This window comes from Duganella qianjiadongensis (assembly GCF_009857915.1).
Lineage (GTDB): Bacteria > Pseudomonadota > Gammaproteobacteria > Burkholderiales > Burkholderiaceae_D > Rugamonas > Rugamonas qianjiadongensis.
In genome coordinates, this window is sequence record NZ_WWCM01000019.1 from 1 (window position 1) to 19,764 (window position 19,764).

Genomic DNA, 19,764 nt, shown 5'->3' on the forward strand with positions numbered 1-19,764 from the left:
TAACCGGTTCGATCGAGCTGCCAGCCGATAAAGAAATGGTTATGCCAGGCGACAACGTGTCGATCACCGTTAAGCTGATCAACCCGATCGCGATGGAAGAAGGTCTGCGCTTCGCTATCCGCGAAGGCGGCCGTACCGTAGGCGCAGGCGTGGTTGCAAAAATCATCGGCTAATTTTTAGGCGCTGATATCTCAGGGTCGACAAGGTGTGTTACCATGTCGACCCTTTGTGCTGTATCCCGTTCTTTTTAAATTGCTGGCGCTACAAAGTTGCCAGTTCGCTCTTTTAGGAAAACATCATGTCCGCACCAAACCAGAAAATCCGTATCCGTCTGAAAGCTTTCGATTACAAACTGATCGACCAGTCGGCTCTGGAAATCGTTGACACTGCCAAGCGCACCGGCGCTGTGGTCAAAGGCCCAGTTCCTCTGCCTACCCGCATCCAGCGTTACGACGTTCTGCGTTCGCCACACGTCAACAAGACCTCGCGCGACCAGTTCGAAATCCGTACCCACCAGCGTCTGATGGACATCGTTGATCCAACCGACAAAACCGTGGACGCACTGATGAAGCTGGACCTGCCAGCTGGCGTTGACGTCGAAATCAAACTGCAATAATTCCCGCTATAGCCGCCTGCGGGCGGCGTGGCCGCAAGGGCCGGAAGCGCATGATCAGCATGCACTTCCGGCCCTTTTTTTACTTTTGGTTATGTTCCATCGATCTACACATGCGTAACAAAATGTTACGAATATAATTCTGAAAAACAACGGATGTTTAGTTAATTGAAGGGTATTTTGCGTTTGAGCACTTTTTGTCTTTCTTTTTTGCCCATGTTGTGAGAAATTCCAAGGCTGCGTTAAAAAAAGATCTAGGCCGTCGTGATCCGGCGTCACTGTCCAACGCACAGTTTGTAACTACCACTCGGGAAAAGACGTGAAAAATCCAACCATGAAAAAGAATGCGATCTCGATCGCATTAGCTCTCGCTTTCGCTCCAGCTGTCTACGCGCAGGACGCCGCTCCGGCCGAACCTAAGATCCAGCGTGTGGAAATCACCGGTTCCAGCATCAAACGCACCGACAGCGAAACCGCTGCTTCCGTGCAAGTGCTGTCGCGCAAGGACATCGAGCGCACCGGCGAGCACACCGTGCTGGGTCTGCTGACCTCGACCGCTGCCATCTCCACCAACATCAACTCGTCGACCTCGAGCTCGGGCAGCTTCGCTACCGGTTCGTCGGGCGTTTCGATGCGCGGTCTGGGCAAGGTATCGACTCTGGTACTGGTCAATGGCCGCCGTATCGCTCCTTACGGTCTGGCGGACGGCGCGCAAGAAAACTTCACCAATCTGGACGCTATCGCGACCGACGCGATCGAGCGCATCGAGATCCTGAAAGATGGCGCTTCCGCTATCTACGGTTCCGACGCGATTGCCGGCGTTATCAACATCATCCTGCGTAAAGACTACCAGGGCGGTAAAGTACAGGTTAACTACGAAGCCACCGACGGTTTCGCCGACCGCCGCAACCGCAGCGTTTCGGCCATCTACGGCTTTGGCGATCTGGAAGAAAACGGCTTCAACACCTACCTGACCTTCGAAGGCTACAAGCGCGACGGTTACACCCAGGGTGAGCTGGCCAGCCGCTACCCGGACTGGCACCGTGCCACCCCGGGCCGTTCGACCTGGGATGCCAAGAGCACCTTCTCGCCAACCGGTAACTACTTCCTGAGCTCGACCAATATCGTCGCTGCGCCAGGCTGCCCGGCAACGTCGATCGACCCGGCCGACAAGCTGTGCAAATTCGACGTGCTGCAGTACACCGGCCTGACCACCAACAACAAGCGCTACGCTGCTGCCAGCAACACCCGCTTCAAGATCGGCCGCGATATCGAAGCTAACTTCGAAATCACCACCGCCGGCGCCAACAACGACTACATCGTTGCGCCTTTCAACGCCAGCAACGGTAGCACCACCACCTCGACCAGCGTGTGGTACAACGCTCTGGCCGGCAAAATGGTTGGTCCTTTCAGCTATCCTAAACTGCCAGTTGGCAACAACGGCAATCCATACACCTTCCCGGTGGAATACCGTGCGCGTCTGATGGATACCGGCAACGGCTTCAACTTCAACCGCACCGAATCGGATCAGAGCCGCTTCATGCTGGCCCTGAACGGCACCGTCGGTAACTTCGACTGGAAATCGGCGGTAGGCCACATGACCTCGAGCGCCACCAAAGCCACCCGCGCTGTCAGCGCCAAAGGCTACACCGACGCCATCGTCAACAACACCTACAAGTTCGGCCAGAAGAATGACGTAGCGCTGCTGAACCAGATGTTCCCTATCCGTACCACCGAAGGCGAAGCGAAGATCGAATTCATCGACGCGACCGTTACCGGCGAAGTGATGCAACTGCCAGCCGGTCCGCTGAGCATCGCCGTGGGTACCGACATTCGTCGTAACTCCTACGAAATGAAGAGCTCGGACAACGTGCTGGGCGGTGAACTGGTAGGCGTATTCGGCCTGCAGGTGAAAGACCGTCAGAGCCAGTACGCCGTATTCACCGAAGCCACCATCCCGGTGGTGAAGAAGGTGGAACTGAGCGCTGCTCTGCGTGCCGACAAAACCAGCGGCGCCGAAGCTCACCTGTCGCCTAAACTGGGCGCCAAAGTGCAAGCGCTGGACTCGCTGCTGCTGCGTGCTACCGCTGCCGGTGGTTTCCGTGCGCCTAACATCGTCGAAACCGGTAACGGTCTGGGTCGTAGCTCGGTCGCGACCAGCGTGGTCGACCAGCGCCGTTGCCCTATCGCTTCGGAACTGAACAACATCATTCAGAAATCCAGCGCGACCGCATCCGACAAAGCGCTGGCCAACAGCTATCGTAACAATGACTGCCTGTCCTCGCTGCCTAGCTTCGTCTCGGCCAATCCTGACCTGAAACCGGAAACCTCGCGTTCCTACACTCTGGGGCTGGTGCTGGAACCGATCAAGAACTGGACGCTGGCACTCGATTACTACAACATCGAGCGTAAAGACGAGATCGGCACCCGTGCCGTGGGCGACATTCTGAAGAACGAAGCAGCACTGCCAGCCGGCCAGCTGATCCGTATCGACAATACCGCCACCGACAACGAGTTCCTGGCACTGGTACGTAAATACGCACCGGGCACCACCACCAGCTTCCAGGGCATCGGCAAGCTGGGCATGGTGTACAACCCATACGTCAACTCGGGCAAAACCCGCGCATCGGGCTTCGACTTCGACGCATCGGGCAAGTTCAAGATCGCCAACGTGGGTGATGTAGCCCTGAAACTGGATGGTACCTATGCACTGAAATACCAGCAGTTCATCGTGGCTGACAATGCCTACGGCATCAACATGGCCGGTAACTACGACGGTGGTCCACGTCTGCGCATGAAACTGCGCGGTTCGCTGAACACGGGTAAAGTCGATCAGGGCTTCACCCTGAACTACCGTGGTGCCTGGAGCCCGAACAGCGACGACGCACCAACCTACTGCGTGACCAACAAGGTTGCTGCTGACCAGATGGCCGCTTGCGGTAAAGTGCGTGCCTACACCACGGTTGATTACAACCTGGCTTACACCATGAGCAAAAACGTCAAGCTGAGCGCGTATATCTACAACCTGCTGAACCAGGATACGCCAGTCAACTACCGTGATGGCATCACCGCCAACAACATGCTGTTCCGTTCCTTCGGCCTGAGCGCTGCTTACACCTTCTAAGCATTGCTCCTGACCCGGCCCTGAGGGCCGGGTAACACTTGCGACACCCTGTCCGCCTTGCGCGGCCGGGGTGTTTTTTTTTCGCCAGTGGCTAAACGCTGCTGGGGACAGAGTTGCGCAAACAATACAGGAAACCCTTACATCTTCATTTTATTAGCAAATTAGGAAATCTTTCTTTTCATGAAATTCTGAATGTGCGAAATTGGAGGCCTACCAAGGAATACTTCGCAAGGCAACCCGCTTTACGAACTTTTGCGTAGATTTACAAATATCTGCTAAGAAAAACAGAGGGAGGTACTTTGAAACACCATCCATTGAGCAAACGCAGTGCCATCGCCGTGGCCCTGACGCTGGCTTACACACCCGCTATTTATGCCCAGCAAACTTCCGGCAAGGAAGTGGAAACCGTCTACGTTACCGGCTCGAATCTGAAGCGCGTCGGCAAGGAAGGCGAGTCGCCAGTGCAGGTGATTACCGCGCTCGATATCAAGGCCAGTGGCGCTGCTACCGTGGCCGAGCTGATGCGCACCGTGCCATCCATGGGCACCGACAACAATTACGACACCAATGACGGCGGCTTCTCGCGCGGCGTCTCTACCGCCTCGCTGCGCGGCCTGTCGTCGACGTCGACGCTGATACTGCTCAATGGCCGCCGCATGACGCCGTCGGCCTACGCCGACCCCAACGATGGCAATTCCACGCTGTACGATCTGAACAGCATTCCCCTGTCGGCGCTGGACCGGGTCGAGATCCTCAAGGATGGCGCTTCGGCTGTGTATGGTTCCGACGCCATCGGCGGGGTAATCAACTTCATCACTAAGAACAATTATGAAGGCGTGCAGGTGGGTGTGCGTGCCGGCGCCAATGACGACGGCAACTTCGGCAAACGCGGCGCCAGCCTGTTCTGGGGCAAGGGCGATATCGACAAGGATGGTTACAACGTCTTTATTGCGGCCGACGTGTCCAAGCGTGACCGCGTCAAGCGCGCCGACGCGACAGACATTCAGGTTGATCAGTACAAGATCCTGAATGGCCGCTTTGCCACCCCATATGGCAGCACCGTTTCCGCTAGCCCCTCGTTCTATCGTGAAAGAACACCCGGCTCGAACAACTTCGGTGTAGCGCAGTCCGAAGCTGCTACCCGTCTGATTACGCGGACCAATTGCGACCCGTCGCAGCAACTGGTGGGCAGCACGGCCATGGGCCTGTCGCCGCGCAGCGTGTTCATCGGCCGTACCTTCTGTAACTACGACACCACCAAGTTCCTCGAAGCCCAGAGTGCCGGCAACGACGAGAATGTGATGAGCCGCGCCGTGCTCAAACTGGGCGCCAACACCCGCGCCTTTGCCGAAGTGGCGTTCAGCCGCACCGAGCGTAACTACACGGGTGCGCCGATTACGCTGGGCCAGTCCTCGGTGACCAACTTTACCGCAACCGGCGTGGCCGATCCCTTCCAGGTCATTCTGCCGATCGGCCATCCGGACAATCCCTTCCCGACGGCGCGCGCTTCGGTCGGCTACCGCTTCGAAAACCTCCAGGGCGGCACCCAGAACATCAACAAGGGTATCCGCACACTGGTCGGTCTGGAAGGCACCTGGTCGGGCTGGGACTGGAATACCGGTCTGCTGTGGAATCAGTCGCAGAAAAACGATGTGACCTATGGCCGTCTGTACCTGCCGACCCTGCGCAAGCTCAATACCGGCACTTCGCTCGCTGCGCTGGCCGCCGACCCGACCCTGTCGCACGACGTAGTCAGCGACAACAAGGCCTCCATCCTGCAGTGGGATGCCAAGGTGAATACCGAGTTCGGCGCGCTGCCGGGCGGTCCGATGGCACTGGCGCTGGGTACCGAAGTACGCCGCGAGAAGATCAATCTGAATCCGGATCCGCTGGTCGCTTCCGGCCAGATCTATGGCCTGGCCAATACCGTGATCGATGGCCAGCGCGACGTCAAATCGGCCTTCGTCGAATTGCGTACGCCGGTGCTGAAAAATCTGGAATTCGATTTTGCCGGCCGTCTGGATAAATACCCCGACATCAAGACCAACTTCGTGCCTAAAGTGGGCGGCAAATGGACCGTGGCCGATTCCGTGGCCGTGCGCGGTACCTATGCACGCGGCTTCCGCGCGCCGGGTCTGACCCAGGTAACGCCCGGTGGTGCCCAGTTCTTCCTGAACAACATCTGGGACCGCCGTCGTTGCGAAGCGGACAACGTTACGCCGAAAAATGGCGCGACCGAAGTCGATTGCAACAAATCCGCTGCCGGTACCGGTGGTGCCAATCCGGATCTGGTGCCGGAAAAATCCAAGAGCTACTCGATCGGTCTGGTCATTTCGCCGACCTCGAATCTGGACATGACCATCGATATGTGGCGTATCCGTAAGACCGGCGAAGTGATACTGGGCTCGGCCTTCGACGCGCTGAAGAACGAGGACCGCAATCCCGGCAACGTTATCCGCGACCCTAATCCGGTCAACTGGGTGACCGACTCCAAGGGCAACGTGATTCCGAACTCGGGTCCGCTGCTGATGGTCAAAGAGCCATGGATCAATCAGGGTGCTTCGGAAGTGCGCGGTATCGATCTGGAAGTGCGTCACCGTAAGAATCTGGGCGACTGGGGGACCTTCAATACCAAGCTATCTTCCACCTATATGTCGCACTATTCGATCGCGGCGCATGATGGCGACATCGAGCACAATCTGGCAGGCAGCAGTGCCGGCATTACCGACTGGGCGATCAGCAGCGGTCTGGATCTGCCACGCTGGAAGAGCAATCTGACGGCTACCTGGAGCCGCGGCGATCATGCACTGACGGCCACCGTCAACTACATCGGCCCAGTATCGCTGCTGCGCCGTTATGATGGTACCGACACCTTTGCCCAGCCGTTCTGCCACTATGGCACACCGAAGCCGACCGATGCCGAACCGGATCGTGACGCTACCGTGCCGCTGTACGAGGCGTACTTCCCTGACTGCGCCGTCAATAGCTGGACCACGGTGGGTCTGGGCTATAGCTACACGGGCTTCAAGAACCTGTCGCTCAGCTTCAATATCCAGAATCTGTTCGACACCAAAGCACCGTATGATCCGCGCTATGGCGTAAGCACGGCAGCGAGCCCGCTGCAAGGCTATAACGAAGGTCTGCATAACAACCAGGGCCGCTACTTCACCTTTAGCGCCAACTACACCTTCTAAGCCGTGCCGGACCGGCAGTCAGCCGGTCTGTTGCAGCTCAAAAACAGCGCCCGCAAGGCGCTGTTTTTCTTTCCGCAGAGGAGGGCGCCAGCCCGCAGCTATGCTGGTTCCGGCAATCTTTCCCCTGTTTCGGCTGCGCCTGCAAGAAAACCCGACATACCTCGTATTAAGTTGTTGCGTCAAGGGTCTTTTCGCGCTAAACTAGCCGGCTTCGGTATGGATATGTCTTTTTTATTGGTCCGTACTTATTTTAGTAGTTAAACAAAGCCCCGCCCAATCGTAGGTGGGAATGGAGAAAAAATGAGCCTAGGCCTCCTCGGTCGCAAGGTTGGTATGATGCGCATCTTCACCGATGACGGGGATTCGATCCCAGTCACCGTGTTGGACGTATCGAACAACCGTGTTGCGCAAATCAAAACGCCTGAAACGGATGGTTACTCCGCTGTTCAGGTTGCATTCGGTCAACGTCGCGCTTCCCGCGTGACCAAAGCCGTCGCTGGTCACCACGCCAAAGCTGGCGTTGAAGCCGGTACCACGCTGAAAGAATTCCGCATTGACGTTACCAAAGCTGCTGAACTGAAAGCTGGCGACACCGTTGCCGTTTCGCTGTTCGAAGTTGGTCAGAAAGTTGACGTGCAAGGCGTATCGATCGGTAAGGGTTACGCTGGTACCATCAAGCGTCACAACTTTGCTTCGGGTCGTCAGACCCACGGTAACTCCCGTTCGCACAACGTACCAGGTTCCATCGGTATGGCGCAGGATCCAGGTCGCGTATTCCCTGGTAAGCGCATGACCGGTCACCTCGGTGACGTAACCTGCACCGTGCAGAACCTCGAAATCGCCCGTATCGATGCCGACCGTCAGCTGCTGCTGGTCAAAGGCGCGATCCCAGGCGCGAAAAACGGCCAGGTTGTCGTGTCGCCTGCTGTCAAAGTTAAAGCAAAGAAGGGAGCTTAAACGATGGAACTCAAGCTCTTGAACGCACAAGGTCAAGCCGCCTCTAACGTTGCTGCCGCCGACACCGTCTTCGGCCGTGACTACAACGAAGCCCTGATCCACCAGATCGTCGTTGCTTACCAAGCCAATGCTCGTAGCGGCAACCGCAAGCAGAAAGACCGTGAAGAAGTACACCACACGACCAAGAAGCCATGGCGCCAAAAAGGTACCGGCCGTGCTCGTGCTGGTATGTCGTCGTCGCCACTGTGGCGCGGCGGTGGTCGCATCTTCCCGAACTCGCCTGACGAGAACTTCACCCACAAAGTGAACAAGAAGATGTACCGCGCCGGCCTGTGCTCGATCCTGTCGCAACTGGCTCGCGAAGACCGTCTGACCGTTATCGAAGATCTGACCATCGAAGCTCCAAAGACCAAGCTGCTGTCGCAAAAGCTGACCGGCATGGGCTTTGACTCGGTACTGATCATCACCGACACCGCCAACGAAAACCTGGAACTGGCTTCGCGCAATCTGCCGAACGTTCTGGTCGTTGAACCACGTCACGCAGATCCAATGTCCCTGGTGTTCTACAAGAAGATCCTGGTCACCAAAGCTGCACTGGCTAAGATTGAGGAGATGCTGGCATGAGCGCATTGAAATTTAGCGAAGAGCGCCTGATGAAGGTGCTGGTGGCTCCGGTCATTTCCGAGAAGGCCACCATGGTCGCGGAAAAGAACGAGCAGATCGTGTTCCGTGTTAGCACCGATGCGACCAAGCCAGAAATCAAAGCCGCTGTTGAACTGCTGTTCAAAGTGGAAGTGGAATCGGTGCAGACCGTCAACCGCGAAGGTAAGCAGAAGCGTTCCGGTGCTCACATCGGCCGCCGCAACCATACCAAGCGCGCTTTCGTGTGCCTGAAACCTGGCCAGGAAATCAATTTCTCCGAGGAGGCTAAATAATGGCACTCGTTAAGATGAAGCCAACCTCCCCAGGCCGTCGCGGCATGGTGAAAGTTGTTAACGCCGACCTGTACAAAGGCCGTCCGTTCGCAGCGCTGGTTGAGAAAAAATCGAAAACTGCTGGCCGTAACAACAACGGTCACATCACCACCCGTCACATCGGCGGTGGCCACAAGCAGCACTATCGTCTGGTTGACTTCAAGCGTCAAAAAGATGGCATTCCTGCAAAAGTGGAACGTATCGAATACGATCCTAACCGTACCGCGCACATCGCTCTGCTGTGCTACGCCGACGGTGAGCGTCAGTACATCATCGCTACCAAAGGCATGGCCGTGGGCGACACCGTGATGAACGGTTCGGAAGCTCCGATCAAAGCCGGTAACTGCCTGCCGATCCGCAACATTCCGGTTGGTACCGTGATGAACTGCGTCGAAATGTTGCCAGGTAAGGGTGCCCAGATGGCCCGTACCGCCGGCGCCGGCGTTGTACTGATGGCTCGTGAAGGTACTTACGCTCAGGTGCGTCTGCGCTCGGGTGAAGTACGTCGCGTACACATCGAGTGCCGTGCAACCGTGGGTGAAGTCGGCAATGCCGAACACAGCCTGCGTAAGATCGGTAAAGCTGGTGCGATGCGCTGGCGCGGTGTTCGTCCTACCGTTCGCGGTGTGGTCATGAACCCGATCGACCACCCGCACGGTGGTGGTGAAGGCCGTACTGCAGCTGGTCGTCACCCAGTGTCGCCATGGGGCCAGCAGACCAAGGGTAAGAAGACTCGCAGCAACAAGCGCACTTCTTCGATGATCGTCTCGCGCCGCGGCAAGAAATAAGGATAAATCATGACTCGTTCATTGAAAAAAGGGCCGTTCTGTGACGCCCACCTGGTGAAAAAAGTCGAAGCCGCGCAAGCGACCAAAGACAAAAAGCCAATCAAAACCTGGTCCCGTCGCTCGACCATCATGCCTGACTTCATCGGCCTGACGATCGCTGTTCACAACGGCAAGCTGCACGTGCCTGTGTATGTTTCCGAGAACATGGTTGGTCACAAGCTCGGTGAATTCGCGCTGACCCGCACGTTCAAGGGCCATGCCGCTGACAAGAAGGCGAAGAAATAATGGAAACCAAAGCTATCCTCAAAGGTGTGCGCCTGTCGGACCAAAAAGGCCGTCTGGTTGCTGACCTGATCCGTGGCAAGAAGGTTGACGCTGCACTCAACATTCTGCAATTCAGCCCAAAAAAGGGTGCGACCATCATCAAGAAAGTGCTGGAGTCGGCTATCGCCAACGCCGAGCACAATGACGGCGCGGACATCGACGAACTGTTCGTGAAAACGATCTACGTCGAAAAGGGCCCGATCCTGAAGCGCTTCACTGCACGCGCTAAAGGCCGGGGTGATCGTATCTCGAAACAATCCTGTCACATTTACGTGACTGTCGGCAACTAAGGAGTCACGATGGGACAGAAGATACATCCAACCGGTTTCCGTCTGGCCGTAACCCGTAACTGGGCTTCGCGCTGGTACGCTGGCAATGGCAACTTTGCTGCCATGCTGAATGAAGACCTGAAAGCTCGCGCTTTCCTGAAAACCAAGCTGAAGAACGCTTCGGTCGGCCGCATCGTGATCGAGCGTCCAGCCAAGAACGCGCGCTTCACCATCTACAGCTCGCGTCCGGGCGTGGTCATTGGTAAAAAAGGCGAAGACATCGAAGTACTGAAGTCGGCCCTGACCAAGATCATGGGCGTGCCTGTGCATGTGAACATCGAAGAAATCCGCAAGCCAGAAATCGACTCGCAGCTGATCGCTGATTCGATCGCTCAGCAGCTGGAAAAGCGCATCATGTTCCGCCGCGCGATGAAACGTGCTATGCAAAACGCCATGCGTCTGGGTGCCCTGGGCATCAAGATCATGTCGTCGGGCCGTCTGAACGGTATCGAAATCGCTCGTAAAGAGTGGTATCGCGAAGGCCGTGTGCCACTGCACACCCTGCGCGCCGATATCGACTACGGTACCAGCGAAGCTTCGACCACCTACGGCATCATCGGTGTGAAGGTTTGGGTTTACAAAGGCGATCGTTCGGCTAACGGCGACGCACCAGTGATCGATACCCCACCAGACGAGAAGAAGCCACGTGGCCCACGTCGCGACGACGGTAAACCAGCTGGCCGTCGTCCAGCCGGTGCCGGCCGTGTGCGTAGCGCCGCCAAGCCGGCCGAGAAAGCAGGAGAATAATCATGCTGCAACCAGCACGCAGAAAGTATCGTAAAGAGCAGAAAGGCCGTAACACCGGCATTTCGCACACCGCCGGCACTTCGGTGTCGTTCGGCGAATTCGGTCTGAAAGCCGTGGCCCGTGGTCGTATCACGGCCCGTCAAATCGAGGCAGCACGTCGCGCCATGACCCGTCACATCAAACGTGGCGGCCGTATCTGGATCCGCGTGTTCCCGGACAAACCGATTTCGAACAAGCCTGCCGAAGTCCGTATGGGTAACGGTAAAGGTAATCCGGAATACTACGTCGCCGAAATCCGTCCAGGCAAAGTCCTGTACGAAATGGATGGCGTCGCAGAAGAACTGGCGCGCGAAGCATTCCGCCTGGCCGCTGCCAAACTGCCACTGGCAACCACCTTCGTGGTTCGTCAAGTTGGTCAATAACAGGAGTGAAATATGAAAGCATCTGAACTCCGCGGCAAAGACCAGGACGCTCTGCAAAAAGAGCTGAATGACCTGTTGAAGGCACAGTTTGGCCTGCGTATGCAAATCGCTACGCAACAGCTGAGCAACACCTCGCAGCTCAAGAAGGTACGTCGCGATATCGCACGTGTAAAAACGGTAATGAACACGAAGGAAGCCAAATGACTGATCAAGTAAAGCTGAAGCGTACTCTGATCGGTAAGGTGGTGTCCGATAAAATGGACAAAACCGTTACCGTTCTGATCGAACGTCACGTGAAACATCCTTTGTACGGTAAGATCATCGTCCGCTCGAACAAGTACCACGCGCACGACGAGACCAACCAGGTGAAAGCCGGTGACACGGTGGAAATCACGGAAGGTCGTCCGATCTCCAAAACGAAGGCATGGACCGTAACGCGTGTGGTGCAAGCCGCACAAATCGTTTAATTGACGACATCGCCTCCGGTCTTAGGGCCGGGGGCGGTTTTTCAATTAGTTCTTGCAAGCCCGCAAATTGTATGTAATACTTGCGGGCTTCGTTCATGTAACGCCGCAAAGTGTCTGGCCACAGACGCAGAACCGCGCGGTCAGTAGCAGTACGAAGGTCAAGCACCCAAACAGTGGGCTCTGCATGAGCACTCTGGCGGGACCAAGACTGACCGCAGGTCCGCATTGTGTGGATTCTTCGGCTTAAGTTGGGAAAGAGAATACTATGATTCAAACTGAAAGCCGGCTCGAAGTGGCCGACAACACCGGTGCAAAAGAAGTTCTGTGCATCAAGGTGTTGGGCGGCTCCAAGCGCCGTTATGCAAGCATTGGCGATGTGATCAAAGTAACCGTTAAGGTTGCTGCGCCACGTGGCCGTGTTAAAAAAGGTGAAATTTATAACGCCGTGGTTGTGCGTACCGCTAAAGGTGTGCGCCGCCAAGATGGTTCCCTGGTGAAGTTCGACGGCAATGCCGCCGTACTGCTGAACGCCAAGCTGGAGCCTATCGGTACCCGTATTTTTGGACCAGTGACGCGCGAACTGCGTACTGAAAAGTTCATGAAGATCGTGTCCCTGGCACCTGAAGTCCTGTAAGGAGTCGTAATGGATAAGATTCGTAAAAACGACGAAGTCATCGTTCTGGCCGGGAAAGACAAGGGCAAGCGTGGCGTCGTTCAGCGTCGCGTAGATGCTGAGCACGTCGTGGTTGAAGGCGTCAACGTTGCTAAAAAAGCGACCAAGCCTAACCCAATGACTGGCGTACAAGGTGGTATCGTCGATAAGACTATGCCGATTCACGTGTCCAACGTTGCACTGTTCAATGCAGCGACTGGCAAGGCAGACCGTGTTGGTTTCAAAGAAGTGGACGGCAAAAAAGTCCGCATCTTCAAATCGTCCGGCGAAGTAGTGAAGGCTTAAGAAATCATGGCACGTCTCCAAGAGTTCTATAAAGAAAAAGTCGTTGCTGACCTGACCGCTAAATTCGGTTACAAGTCGGTAATGGAAGTTCCACGTCTGACCAAGATCACCCTGAACATGGGTGTGGGTGAGGCTGTTGCGGACAAGAAGGTCCTCGAGCACGCTGTCGGCGATCTGACCAAGATCGCTGGCCAGAAGCCAGTGACCACCAAATCGCGTAAAGCAATCGCGGGTTTCAAAATCCGTGAAGGCTACCCGATCGGTACCATGGTTACCCTGCGCGGCGCTCGTATGTACGAGTTCCTGGATCGCTTCATCACCGTGGCTCTGCCACGCGTGCGCGACTTCCGCGGTGTGAATGGCCGTGCGTTCGATGGTCGTGGTAACTACAACATCGGCGTGAAAGAGCAGATCATCTTCCCGGAAATCGAGTACGACAAGATCGATGCGCTGCGTGGTCTGAACATTTCGATCACCACCACCGCCAAGACCGACGACGAAGCGAAAGCTCTGCTCGCCGCCTTTAAATTCCCGTTCAGGAACTAAGTAGATCATGGCAAAACTCGCACTGATTAACCGTGAGCAGAAGCGCATTGACCTGGCAAACAAGTTTGCTCCAAAGCGCGCTGCACTGAAGGCCATCATTGATGACCAGTCGAAGTCGGAAGAAGAACGTTACGAAGCGCGCCTGAAACTGCAAGCGCTGCCACGTAACTCGGCACCGACCCGCCAGCGTAACCGCTGCGCCGTCACCGGTCGTCCACGCGGCACCTTCCGTAAATTCGGTCTGGGCCGTATCAAGCTCCGTGAATTCGCCATGCGTGGTGAAATTCCGGGTATGACTAAAGCAAGCTGGTAATAGGAGAATAAGCAATGAGTATGAGCGATCCTATCGCCGATATGCTGACCCGCATTCGCAACGCCCAAGGCGTGCAAAAAGCGACCGTGGCCATGCCATCGTCGAAAGTCAAAGTTGCGATTGCCAACGTCCTGAAGGACGAGGGTTACATTGAAGATTTCGCGGTTGCCGAAGCTGGTGGCAAAGCGGAACTGAAAATCGGTTTGAAGTATTATGTTGGCCGTCCCGTCATCGAGCGCCTGGAGCGCGTGTCCCGTCCGGGCCTGCGCATCTACAAAGGCAAAGACGAGATCCCTACTGTGATGAATGGCTTGGGTGTGGCGATCGTGTCGACTCCGCAAGGCGTCATGACTGACCGCAAAGCACGCGCTACCGGTGTCGGCGGCGAAGTTATTTGCTACGTCGCATAAGGAGTTACACATGTCTCGAGTAGCTAAAATGCCTATCGCTGTGCCAGCTGGCGCTGAAGTCGCCATCTCCGCACAAGCGATCACCGTAAAAGGCCCGCTGGGCGTGCTGACCCAGGCCCTCAACGGTCTGGTAGCAGTAGAAAACAATGCAGGAACCCTGAGCTTTACGCCAGCCAATGACTCCCGCGAAGCCAATGCCATGTCCGGCACGCTGCGCGCTCTGGTCAACAACATGGTCAACGGCGTAACCAAAGGTTTCGAGAAGAAGCTGAACCTGATCGGCGTGGGCTACAAAGCTCAAGCACAAGGCGACAAGCTGAACCTGTCGCTGGGCTTCTCCCACCCTGTCGTGCACACCATGCCAGCCGGCGTGACCTGCGCAACGGCCACTCCGACCGAGATCGTCATCAAAGGCATCGACCGTCAAAAAGTGGGCCAGGTGGCTGCTGAAGTTCGTGCTTACCGCGCTCCTGAGCCATACAAAGGCAAGGGCGTCCGTTATTCGGACGAAGTGGTTAAGATCAAAGAAACCAAGAAGAAGTAAATTAGGGGCTGACGATGGACAAGAAAGAATCACGTCTGCGCCGCGGACGCCAAACCCGGATCAAGATCGCGCAACTGAAAGTGAACCGCCTGTCGGTACACCGCACCAATCAGCATATTTACGCGAACCTGACCTCGCCAGATGCCAAAGTACTGGTATCGGCCTCCACGGCAGAAGTCGAAGTGCGCAACGAACTGGCTGGCAAGTCGGGCAAAGGCGGCAATGCTGCTGCTGCCGCTCTGGTTGGCAAGCGCGTCGCAGAGAAAGCACTGAAAGCAGGGATTACCGAAGTAGCGTTCGACCGCTCCGGTTTCCGTTACCACGGCCGTGTGAAGGCGCTGGCAGAAGCCGCGCGCGAAGCCGGTCTGAAGTTCTAAGGAACGATCATGGCAAAAATGCAAGCAAAAATGGCAAGCGACAAGCCGGATGATGGCATGCGCGAAAAAATGATCGCGATCAACCGCGTGACCAAAGTGGTCAAAGGTGGTCGTATCATGGGTTTCGCCGCGCTGACCGTAGTTGGTGACGGCGATGGCCGCATCGGCATGGGCAAAGGCAAGTCGAAGGAAGTTCCAGTCGGTGTGCAGAAGGCAATGGAAGAAGCCCGTCGCAACCTGATCAAGGTTTCCCTCAAAAACGGTACCCTGCAACACACCGTGACCGGTCGTCACGGCGCATCGAAAGTGATGATGTCGCCTGCGAAACCTGGTACCGGCGTGATCGCTGGCGGCGCTATGCGCGCAATCTTCGAAGTAATGGGCGTGACCGACGTGGTGGCAAAATCCACCGGTTCGAGCAACCCTTACAACCTGGTACGCGCCACGCTGGACGGTCTGGCAAAAATGAGTACTCCTGCTGAGATTGCTGCTAAACGCGGCAAATCGGTAGAAGACATCCTGGGCTAAGGTGAACGCGATGACACAAAAAACCATCAAAGTACAATTGGTCAAGGGCTTGATCGGCACGCGTGAAGATCACCGTGCTACCGTCCGCGGTCTGGGTCTGCGTCGTGTAAACTCGGTTTCCGAGCTGCAAGACACCCCATCCGTGCGCGGCATGATCAACAAAGTCTCGTACCTCGTTAAAGTTGTTGCGTAAGCCCCCGGGCTTACACACGGAGAAATCATGGAACTGAATACCATTCAACCAGCCGAAGGCGCGAAGCACGCTAAGCGTCGCGTAGGCCGCGGTATCGGCTCCGGCCTGGGTAAAACCGCAGGTCGTGGTCACAAGGGTCAAAAATCGCGTTCGGGCGGCTTCCACAAAGTCGGCTTCGAAGGCGGTCAGATGCCTCTGCAGCGCCGTCTGCCTAAGCGCGGTTTCAAGTCGCTCAACGCCACCTTCAAAGCTGAAGTGCGTCTGTCCGACCTGAACAACCTGGCTGTTGGCGATGTCGACATCCTGGTACTGAAACAAGCTGGCGTACTGAGCGTGCTGGCACGCGATGTGCGCGTCATTCTGTCCGGCGAGATCACCAAAGCGGTGAACCTCAAAGGCCTGAAAGTGACCGCTGGCGCGAAAGCCGCCATCGAAGCAGCCGGCGGCTCGGTAGCCTGAGTTGACCGCTAACAGCTTGATCGGAGCGAAAATTGGCGACTAACCCACAATTAGCTAAAAGTGCAGCAGCTGGTTTCCCTTGGGGCCGGCTCTGGTTCTTGCTTGGCGCATTGGTGGTGTATCGTATCGGTGCTCATATCCCCGTTCCGGGGATTGATCCGGTGCAATTGGCCGCGCTGTTCAAGTCGCAAGAGGGTGGCATCCTGGGCATGTTGAACATGTTCAGCGGTGGCGCTCTCGCGCGCTTCACAGTCTTTGCGTTGGGTATCACGCCTTACATCTCGGCATCGATCATCATGCAACTGGTGTCGATCGTCTCGCCGCAGATGGAAGCGCTCAAAAAAGAAGGCGAAGCAGGCCGTCGCAAGATCACCCAGTACACCCGTTATTTCACGGTGGTGCTGGCGACGTTCCAAGCGTTGGGCATTGCAGTCGCACTGGAGTCGCAGGCAGGTCTGGTGCTGGATCCAGGCTATGCATTCCGCTTCGTTACGGTCGTGACGCTGTTGACCGGAACCATGTTCGTGATGTGGTTGGGCGAGCAGATTACCGAGCGCGGTCTCGGTAACGGCATCTCCATCATCATCTTTGCAGGTATCGCGGCTGGTCTGCCGGGTGCACTGGGAGGCCTGGCCTCGTCGGTTGCCAACGGTTCGATCGGTGCCTTCTCTGCAATCGTCATCATGATCCTGGTTGTCGCGGTAACGTTCTTCGTAGTCTTTGTCGAACGTGGCCAACGCAAGATTCTGGTGAATTATGCGAAACGTCAAGTGGGCAACAAGATTTACGGTGGTCAAACCTCGCACCTGCCATTGAAGTTGAATATGGCCGGCGTGATTCCACCTATCTTCGCTTCGTCGATTATCTTGTTCCCGGCAACGATCGTGGGCTGGTTCACTGCAGGCGCCGATACGGCCAATCCTGCAGTCCGGTTCCTGAAAGATTTGGCTGCATCGATGGGGCCAGGCGAGCCCATCCACGCACTGTTGTACGCCATTGCGATCGTGTTTTTCTGTTTCTTCTATACAGCGCTGGTATTTAACAGCAAGGAAACAGCGGACAACTTGAAGAAGAGCGGGGCCTTTGTGCCAGGGATACGTCCCGGTGAGCAGACTGCCCGCTATATCGACAAGATCCTGACACGTTTGACACTGGCTGGCGCCATCTACATTACCCTGGTGTGTTTGTTGCCGGAATTCATGCAAGCCGAGTGGAAAGTACCGTTCTATTTTGGTGGTACTTCTCTGTTGATTATTGTAGTTGTGACCATGGATTTCATGGCCCAGGTACAAAACTATGTAATGTCGCAGCAATATGAATCGCTGCTGCGCAAAGCAAATTTCAAAGGCGGAATTCCGACGCGATAAGCGCGGTAAACATACCGAATGGCAAAAGACGACGTCATACAGATGCAGGGCGAGATTCTTGAGAATCTGCCAAATGCAACATTTCGAGTAAAGCTGGAAAACGGACACGTGGTGCTCGGGCATATTTCGGGTAAAATGCGGATGAACTATATCCGCATTCTTCCTGGCGACAAGGTGACGGTAGAGCTGACACCTTATGATCTGAGCCGTGCACGTATCGTGTTCCGGACCAAGTAATTTTAGATAATCGAACCAACAAGAGAGTGCAAAATGAAAGTTAACGCCTCAGTCAAGCGGATCTGCCGCAACTGCAAGATCATCAAGCGCAAGGGCGTTGTTCGCGTAATCTGCGTCGAACCACGTCACAAGCAGCGTCAAGGTTAATAACCGTTATTTATCGAGGAATAACGAATGGCACGTATTGCAGGGGTTAATATCCCAAATCATCAGCATACCGTTATCGGCCTGACGGCCATCTACGGTGTAGGCCGTCCACGCGCAAAATTCATCTGCGCCGCTACGGGTATTGCGACCGATAAAAAGGTCAAAGATCTGGACGACAGCGAACTGGAAAAACTGCGCGATGAAGTAGCTAAATTCATCGTCGAAGGCGATCTGCGTCGCGAACTGTCCATGAACATCAAGCGTTTGATGGATCTGGGTTGCTACCGCGGCCTGCGTCACCGTAAGGGCCTGCCGGTCCGCGGTCAGCGCACCCGCACCAATGCACGTACCCGCAAGGGCCCGCGCAAAGCCGCTCAATCGCTCAAGAAATAATCTAGGGAAATCACATGGCTAAGCAACAAAGCAGCGCCGCAGCAGCGCGCGTACGCAAGAAGGTCAAGAAGAACGTTGCCGAAGGTATCGCTCACGTTCACGCTTCCTTCAACAACACCATCATCACCATCACCGACCGTCAGGGCAATGCTCTGTCGTGGGCGACCTCCGGTGGTGCTGGCTTCAAGGGTTCGCGTAAATCGACCCCGTTCGCAGCGCAGGTTGCGGCTGAAGCAGCTGGTAAAGTCGCGATCGAATGCGGCGTGAAGAACCTGGAAGTACGTATCAAGGGCCCAGGTCCTGGTCGTGAATCCGCAGTGCGCGCACTGAACAACCTGGGCATCAAGATCACCGAGATCCAGGACGTGACCCCAGTACCGCACAACGGCTGCCGTCCTCCAAAACGTCGTCGTATCTAATGGCGTGCCCGCTTCAGCGGGTATGCTGTTAAAAAAAGCTGGAGCAGTAGGCCGGAAACGGCTATACTCTCCGGCTGTTCTCGTCTTGCGGGTACGCAAAATGTACGCCGCAGATTTTATTTAGCCACCGTCTGGCCCACCCTGAGGATCAGACTAGCGCCTAACCGTCGCAAGATGGCTGGGGCGTTATTATTTATAAAAAGGAAGCATCGTGGCACGTTATATCGGTCCTAAAGCTAAACTCTCCCGTCGTGAAGGTACTGACCTGTTCCTGAAGAGCGCACGTCGCTCGCTGGACAGCAAGTGCAAACTGGACGTCAAACCAGGCCAGCACGGCGTTAAATCGGGTGCCCGTACCTCGGACTACGGCAACCAGCTGCGCGAAAAGCAAAAAGTTAAGCGTATGTACGGCGTACTGGAACGTCAGTTCCGTCGCTACTTCGCTGAAGCTGACCGCCGCAAAGGCAACACCGGTGAAACCCTGCTGAAACTGCTGGAAACCCGTCTGGACAACGTTGCTTACCGCATGGGCTTCGGCTCGACCCGCGCTGAAGCACGTCAGCTGGTTTCGCACAAAGCCTTCACCGTGAACGGCCAGGTAGTGAACATCGCTTCGTACTCGGTAAAAGTCGGCGACGTCATCGCTGTACGCGAAAAATCGAAAAAGCAAACCCGTATCATCGAAGCGCTGTCGCTGGCTGAACAAGTCGGTATGCCTTCGTGGGTGTCGGTCGATGCCAAGAAAATGGAAGGTACCTTCAAGTCCCTGCCAGAGCGTAACGAAATCGCTAACGACGTCAACGAATCGCTGATCGTCGAGCTGTACTCGCGTTAATCTGTAGTTCGCTGCAAAAAAACCCGCCCACTCCCACGAGTGGGCGTTTTCACTAATGCCATCAGCCTTATCGGCCTAACGCGCCGAGGGTATTGAAAA

At 55.9% G+C, this 19,764-nt stretch carries 30 protein-coding genes; all 30 read left to right on the forward strand.

Annotated features, from left to right (window positions below):
- Window positions 1-173, forward strand: a 173-nt coding sequence (locus tag GTP27_RS19905; RefSeq protein ID WP_503826532.1) for an EF-Tu C-terminal domain-related protein, incomplete at its 5' end; no start/stop codon positions are given.
- 125 nt (window positions 174-298) lie between these two features.
- On the forward strand, window positions 299-616 hold the full coding sequence (gene rpsJ / locus GTP27_RS19910; protein WP_028101676.1) for a 30S ribosomal protein S10: 318 nt from the start codon (window positions 299-301) through the stop codon (window positions 614-616).
- Window positions 617-932: 316 nt separating this feature from the next.
- Window positions 933-3,737: a TonB-dependent receptor plug domain-containing protein gene (locus GTP27_RS19915; RefSeq protein ID WP_371865957.1), complete on the forward strand. Its 2,805-nt coding sequence runs from the start codon at window positions 933-935 to the stop codon at window positions 3,735-3,737.
- 299 nt (window positions 3,738-4,036) lie between these two features.
- Window positions 4,037-6,931 (forward strand): TonB-dependent receptor domain-containing protein, encoded by a 2,895-nt coding sequence (locus tag GTP27_RS19920; RefSeq protein WP_161040883.1) that lies wholly within the window; start codon window positions 4,037-4,039, stop codon window positions 6,929-6,931.
- A gap of 300 nt (window positions 6,932-7,231) precedes the next feature.
- Window positions 7,232-7,888 carry a 50S ribosomal protein L3 gene (gene rplC / locus GTP27_RS19925; protein ID WP_155436396.1) on the forward strand — a complete coding sequence of 219 codons (657 nt, stop codon included), beginning with the start codon at window positions 7,232-7,234 and terminating at the stop codon, window positions 7,886-7,888.
- A 3-nt stretch (window positions 7,889-7,891) separates the two neighbouring features.
- Entirely contained in the window at window positions 7,892-8,512 is a 621-nt protein-coding gene (rplD, locus tag GTP27_RS19930; protein ID WP_161040884.1) for a 50S ribosomal protein L4, read from the forward strand.
- On the forward strand, window positions 8,509-8,823 hold the full coding sequence (gene rplW / locus GTP27_RS19935) for a 50S ribosomal protein L23 (RefSeq protein ID WP_161036031.1): 315 nt from the start codon (window positions 8,509-8,511) through the stop codon (window positions 8,821-8,823). Before rplD ends, rplW begins: the two co-directional genes overlap by 4 nt.
- Window positions 8,823-9,650 (forward strand): 50S ribosomal protein L2, encoded by an 828-nt coding sequence (gene rplB, locus GTP27_RS19940; protein WP_155436393.1) that lies wholly within the window; start codon window positions 8,823-8,825, stop codon window positions 9,648-9,650. The genes rplW and rplB overlap by 1 nt, the downstream gene beginning before the upstream one ends.
- A gap of 9 nt (window positions 9,651-9,659) precedes the next feature.
- Window positions 9,660-9,935 carry a 30S ribosomal protein S19 gene (gene rpsS / locus GTP27_RS19945; RefSeq protein WP_050409767.1) on the forward strand — a complete coding sequence of 92 codons (276 nt, stop codon included), beginning with the start codon at window positions 9,660-9,662 and terminating at the stop codon, window positions 9,933-9,935.
- A complete protein-coding gene (rplV, locus tag GTP27_RS19950) occupies window positions 9,932-10,264 on the forward strand; it encodes a 50S ribosomal protein L22 (protein ID WP_174864456.1) in 333 nt (110 codons plus the stop codon). Before rpsS ends, rplV begins: the two co-directional genes overlap by 4 nt.
- Window positions 10,265-10,273: 9 nt before the next feature.
- Window positions 10,274-11,050 (forward strand): 30S ribosomal protein S3, encoded by a 777-nt coding sequence (gene rpsC / locus GTP27_RS19955; protein ID WP_155436391.1) that lies wholly within the window; start codon window positions 10,274-10,276, stop codon window positions 11,048-11,050.
- Between the two features lie 2 nt (window positions 11,051-11,052).
- Window positions 11,053-11,472: a 50S ribosomal protein L16 gene (gene rplP, locus GTP27_RS19960; RefSeq protein WP_008444302.1), complete on the forward strand. Its 420-nt coding sequence runs from the start codon at window positions 11,053-11,055 to the stop codon at window positions 11,470-11,472.
- 12 nt (window positions 11,473-11,484) lie between these two features.
- Window positions 11,485-11,676, forward strand: coding sequence for a 50S ribosomal protein L29 (gene rpmC, locus GTP27_RS19965; RefSeq protein ID WP_155436390.1), 192 nt, complete (start codon window positions 11,485-11,487; stop codon window positions 11,674-11,676).
- A complete protein-coding gene (rpsQ, locus tag GTP27_RS19970) occupies window positions 11,673-11,939 on the forward strand; it encodes a 30S ribosomal protein S17 (RefSeq protein WP_155436389.1) in 267 nt (88 codons plus the stop codon). Before rpmC ends, rpsQ begins: the two co-directional genes overlap by 4 nt.
- Before the next feature lie 265 nt (window positions 11,940-12,204).
- Window positions 12,205-12,573: a 50S ribosomal protein L14 gene (rplN, locus tag GTP27_RS19975; protein ID WP_155436388.1), complete on the forward strand. Its 369-nt coding sequence runs from the start codon at window positions 12,205-12,207 to the stop codon at window positions 12,571-12,573.
- Between the two features lie 9 nt (window positions 12,574-12,582).
- Window positions 12,583-12,897, forward strand: a complete 315-nt coding sequence (rplX, locus tag GTP27_RS19980; protein WP_161040885.1) for a 50S ribosomal protein L24 — start codon at window positions 12,583-12,585, stop codon at window positions 12,895-12,897.
- Window positions 12,898-12,903: 6 nt separating this feature from the next.
- Entirely contained in the window at window positions 12,904-13,443 is a 540-nt protein-coding gene (rplE, locus tag GTP27_RS19985; RefSeq protein WP_155436386.1) for a 50S ribosomal protein L5, read from the forward strand.
- Between the two features lie 7 nt (window positions 13,444-13,450).
- Window positions 13,451-13,756 (forward strand): 30S ribosomal protein S14, encoded by a 306-nt coding sequence (gene rpsN / locus GTP27_RS19990; RefSeq protein ID WP_155436385.1) that lies wholly within the window; start codon window positions 13,451-13,453, stop codon window positions 13,754-13,756.
- Window positions 13,757-13,770: 14 nt separating this feature from the next.
- A complete protein-coding gene (rpsH, locus tag GTP27_RS19995; protein WP_161036033.1) occupies window positions 13,771-14,166 on the forward strand; it encodes a 30S ribosomal protein S8 in 396 nt (131 codons plus the stop codon).
- Window positions 14,167-14,176: 10 nt separating this feature from the next.
- Entirely contained in the window at window positions 14,177-14,710 is a 534-nt protein-coding gene (gene rplF, locus GTP27_RS20000) for a 50S ribosomal protein L6 (protein WP_161040886.1), read from the forward strand.
- Window positions 14,711-14,724: 14 nt separating this feature from the next.
- A complete protein-coding gene (gene rplR, locus GTP27_RS20005) occupies window positions 14,725-15,087 on the forward strand; it encodes a 50S ribosomal protein L18 (RefSeq protein ID WP_155436382.1) in 363 nt (120 codons plus the stop codon).
- 9 nt (window positions 15,088-15,096) lie between these two features.
- The gene (rpsE, locus tag GTP27_RS20010) at window positions 15,097-15,615 is read left to right on the forward strand and encodes a 30S ribosomal protein S5 (RefSeq protein ID WP_155436381.1); all 519 of its coding nucleotides are present in this window, start codon (window positions 15,097-15,099) and stop codon (window positions 15,613-15,615) included.
- Between the two features lie 10 nt (window positions 15,616-15,625).
- A complete protein-coding gene (rpmD, locus tag GTP27_RS20015; protein WP_155436380.1) occupies window positions 15,626-15,808 on the forward strand; it encodes a 50S ribosomal protein L30 in 183 nt (60 codons plus the stop codon).
- Window positions 15,809-15,835: 27 nt separating this feature from the next.
- The gene (rplO, locus tag GTP27_RS20020) at window positions 15,836-16,267 is read left to right on the forward strand and encodes a 50S ribosomal protein L15 (protein WP_155436379.1); all 432 of its coding nucleotides are present in this window, start codon (window positions 15,836-15,838) and stop codon (window positions 16,265-16,267) included.
- A 32-nt stretch (window positions 16,268-16,299) separates the two neighbouring features.
- Entirely contained in the window at window positions 16,300-17,634 is a 1,335-nt protein-coding gene (gene secY / locus GTP27_RS20025; protein ID WP_161040887.1) for a preprotein translocase subunit SecY, read from the forward strand.
- Window positions 17,635-17,652: 18 nt separating this feature from the next.
- Window positions 17,653-17,871, forward strand: a complete 219-nt coding sequence (infA, locus tag GTP27_RS20030; protein WP_005663428.1) for a translation initiation factor IF-1 — start codon at window positions 17,653-17,655, stop codon at window positions 17,869-17,871.
- A gap of 33 nt (window positions 17,872-17,904) precedes the next feature.
- The gene (gene rpmJ, locus GTP27_RS20035) at window positions 17,905-18,018 is read left to right on the forward strand and encodes a 50S ribosomal protein L36 (protein WP_005663407.1); all 114 of its coding nucleotides are present in this window, start codon (window positions 17,905-17,907) and stop codon (window positions 18,016-18,018) included.
- Between the two features lie 27 nt (window positions 18,019-18,045).
- Window positions 18,046-18,411: a 30S ribosomal protein S13 gene (rpsM, locus tag GTP27_RS20040; protein ID WP_155436377.1), complete on the forward strand. Its 366-nt coding sequence runs from the start codon at window positions 18,046-18,048 to the stop codon at window positions 18,409-18,411.
- A 14-nt stretch (window positions 18,412-18,425) separates the two neighbouring features.
- Complete coding sequence (rpsK, locus tag GTP27_RS20045) at window positions 18,426-18,830, forward strand: 30S ribosomal protein S11 (RefSeq protein ID WP_072786827.1); 405 nt, start codon at window positions 18,426-18,428, stop codon at window positions 18,828-18,830.
- A 211-nt stretch (window positions 18,831-19,041) separates the two neighbouring features.
- Window positions 19,042-19,665 (forward strand): 30S ribosomal protein S4, encoded by a 624-nt coding sequence (rpsD, locus tag GTP27_RS20050; RefSeq protein ID WP_161040888.1) that lies wholly within the window; start codon window positions 19,042-19,044, stop codon window positions 19,663-19,665.
- The last annotated feature ends 99 nt before the right edge of the window (window positions 19,666-19,764 follow it).

Bases quoted from the DNA above. Each gene is read 5' to 3' on its own strand.
- rpsC (WP_155436391.1), top strand. From the start codon at position 10,274: ATGGGACAGAAGATACATCCAACCGGTTTCCGTCTGGCCGTAACCCGT.
- rpsQ (WP_155436389.1), top strand. From the start codon at position 11,673: ATGACTGATCAAGTAAAGCTGAAGCGTACTCTGATCGGTAAGGTGGTG.
- rpsM (WP_155436377.1), top strand. From the start codon at position 18,046: ATGGCACGTATTGCAGGGGTTAATATCCCAAATCATCAGCATACCGTT.
- rplW (WP_161036031.1), top strand. From the start codon at position 8,509: ATGAGCGCATTGAAATTTAGCGAAGAGCGCCTGATGAAGGTGCTGGTG.
- rpmD (WP_155436380.1), top strand. From the start codon at position 15,626: ATGACACAAAAAACCATCAAAGTACAATTGGTCAAGGGCTTGATCGGC.
- rpsJ (WP_028101676.1), top strand. From the start codon at position 299: ATGTCCGCACCAAACCAGAAAATCCGTATCCGTCTGAAAGCTTTCGAT.
- rpsE (WP_155436381.1), top strand. From the start codon at position 15,097: ATGGCAAAAATGCAAGCAAAAATGGCAAGCGACAAGCCGGATGATGGC.
- rplD (WP_161040884.1), top strand. From the start codon at position 7,892: ATGGAACTCAAGCTCTTGAACGCACAAGGTCAAGCCGCCTCTAACGTT.
- rplC (WP_155436396.1), top strand. From the start codon at position 7,232: ATGAGCCTAGGCCTCCTCGGTCGCAAGGTTGGTATGATGCGCATCTTC.
- rpsK (WP_072786827.1), top strand. From the start codon at position 18,426: ATGGCTAAGCAACAAAGCAGCGCCGCAGCAGCGCGCGTACGCAAGAAG.
- rplN (WP_155436388.1), top strand. From the start codon at position 12,205: ATGATTCAAACTGAAAGCCGGCTCGAAGTGGCCGACAACACCGGTGCA.
- rplR (WP_155436382.1), top strand. From the start codon at position 14,725: ATGGACAAGAAAGAATCACGTCTGCGCCGCGGACGCCAAACCCGGATC.
- rpmC (WP_155436390.1), top strand. From the start codon at position 11,485: ATGAAAGCATCTGAACTCCGCGGCAAAGACCAGGACGCTCTGCAAAAA.
- rpsS (WP_050409767.1), top strand. From the start codon at position 9,660: ATGACTCGTTCATTGAAAAAAGGGCCGTTCTGTGACGCCCACCTGGTG.
- rplE (WP_155436386.1), top strand. From the start codon at position 12,904: ATGGCACGTCTCCAAGAGTTCTATAAAGAAAAAGTCGTTGCTGACCTG.
- rplB (WP_155436393.1), top strand. From the start codon at position 8,823: ATGGCACTCGTTAAGATGAAGCCAACCTCCCCAGGCCGTCGCGGCATG.
- rplO (WP_155436379.1), top strand. From the start codon at position 15,836: ATGGAACTGAATACCATTCAACCAGCCGAAGGCGCGAAGCACGCTAAG.
- rplX (WP_161040885.1), top strand. From the start codon at position 12,583: ATGGATAAGATTCGTAAAAACGACGAAGTCATCGTTCTGGCCGGGAAA.
- rplP (WP_008444302.1), top strand. From the start codon at position 11,053: ATGCTGCAACCAGCACGCAGAAAGTATCGTAAAGAGCAGAAAGGCCGT.
- rpsN (WP_155436385.1), top strand. From the start codon at position 13,451: ATGGCAAAACTCGCACTGATTAACCGTGAGCAGAAGCGCATTGACCTG.
- rpsH (WP_161036033.1), top strand. From the start codon at position 13,771: ATGAGTATGAGCGATCCTATCGCCGATATGCTGACCCGCATTCGCAAC.
- rplF (WP_161040886.1), top strand. From the start codon at position 14,177: ATGTCTCGAGTAGCTAAAATGCCTATCGCTGTGCCAGCTGGCGCTGAA.
- rpmJ (WP_005663407.1), top strand. From the start codon at position 17,905: ATGAAAGTTAACGCCTCAGTCAAGCGGATCTGCCGCAACTGCAAGATC.
- infA (WP_005663428.1), top strand. From the start codon at position 17,653: ATGGCAAAAGACGACGTCATACAGATGCAGGGCGAGATTCTTGAGAAT.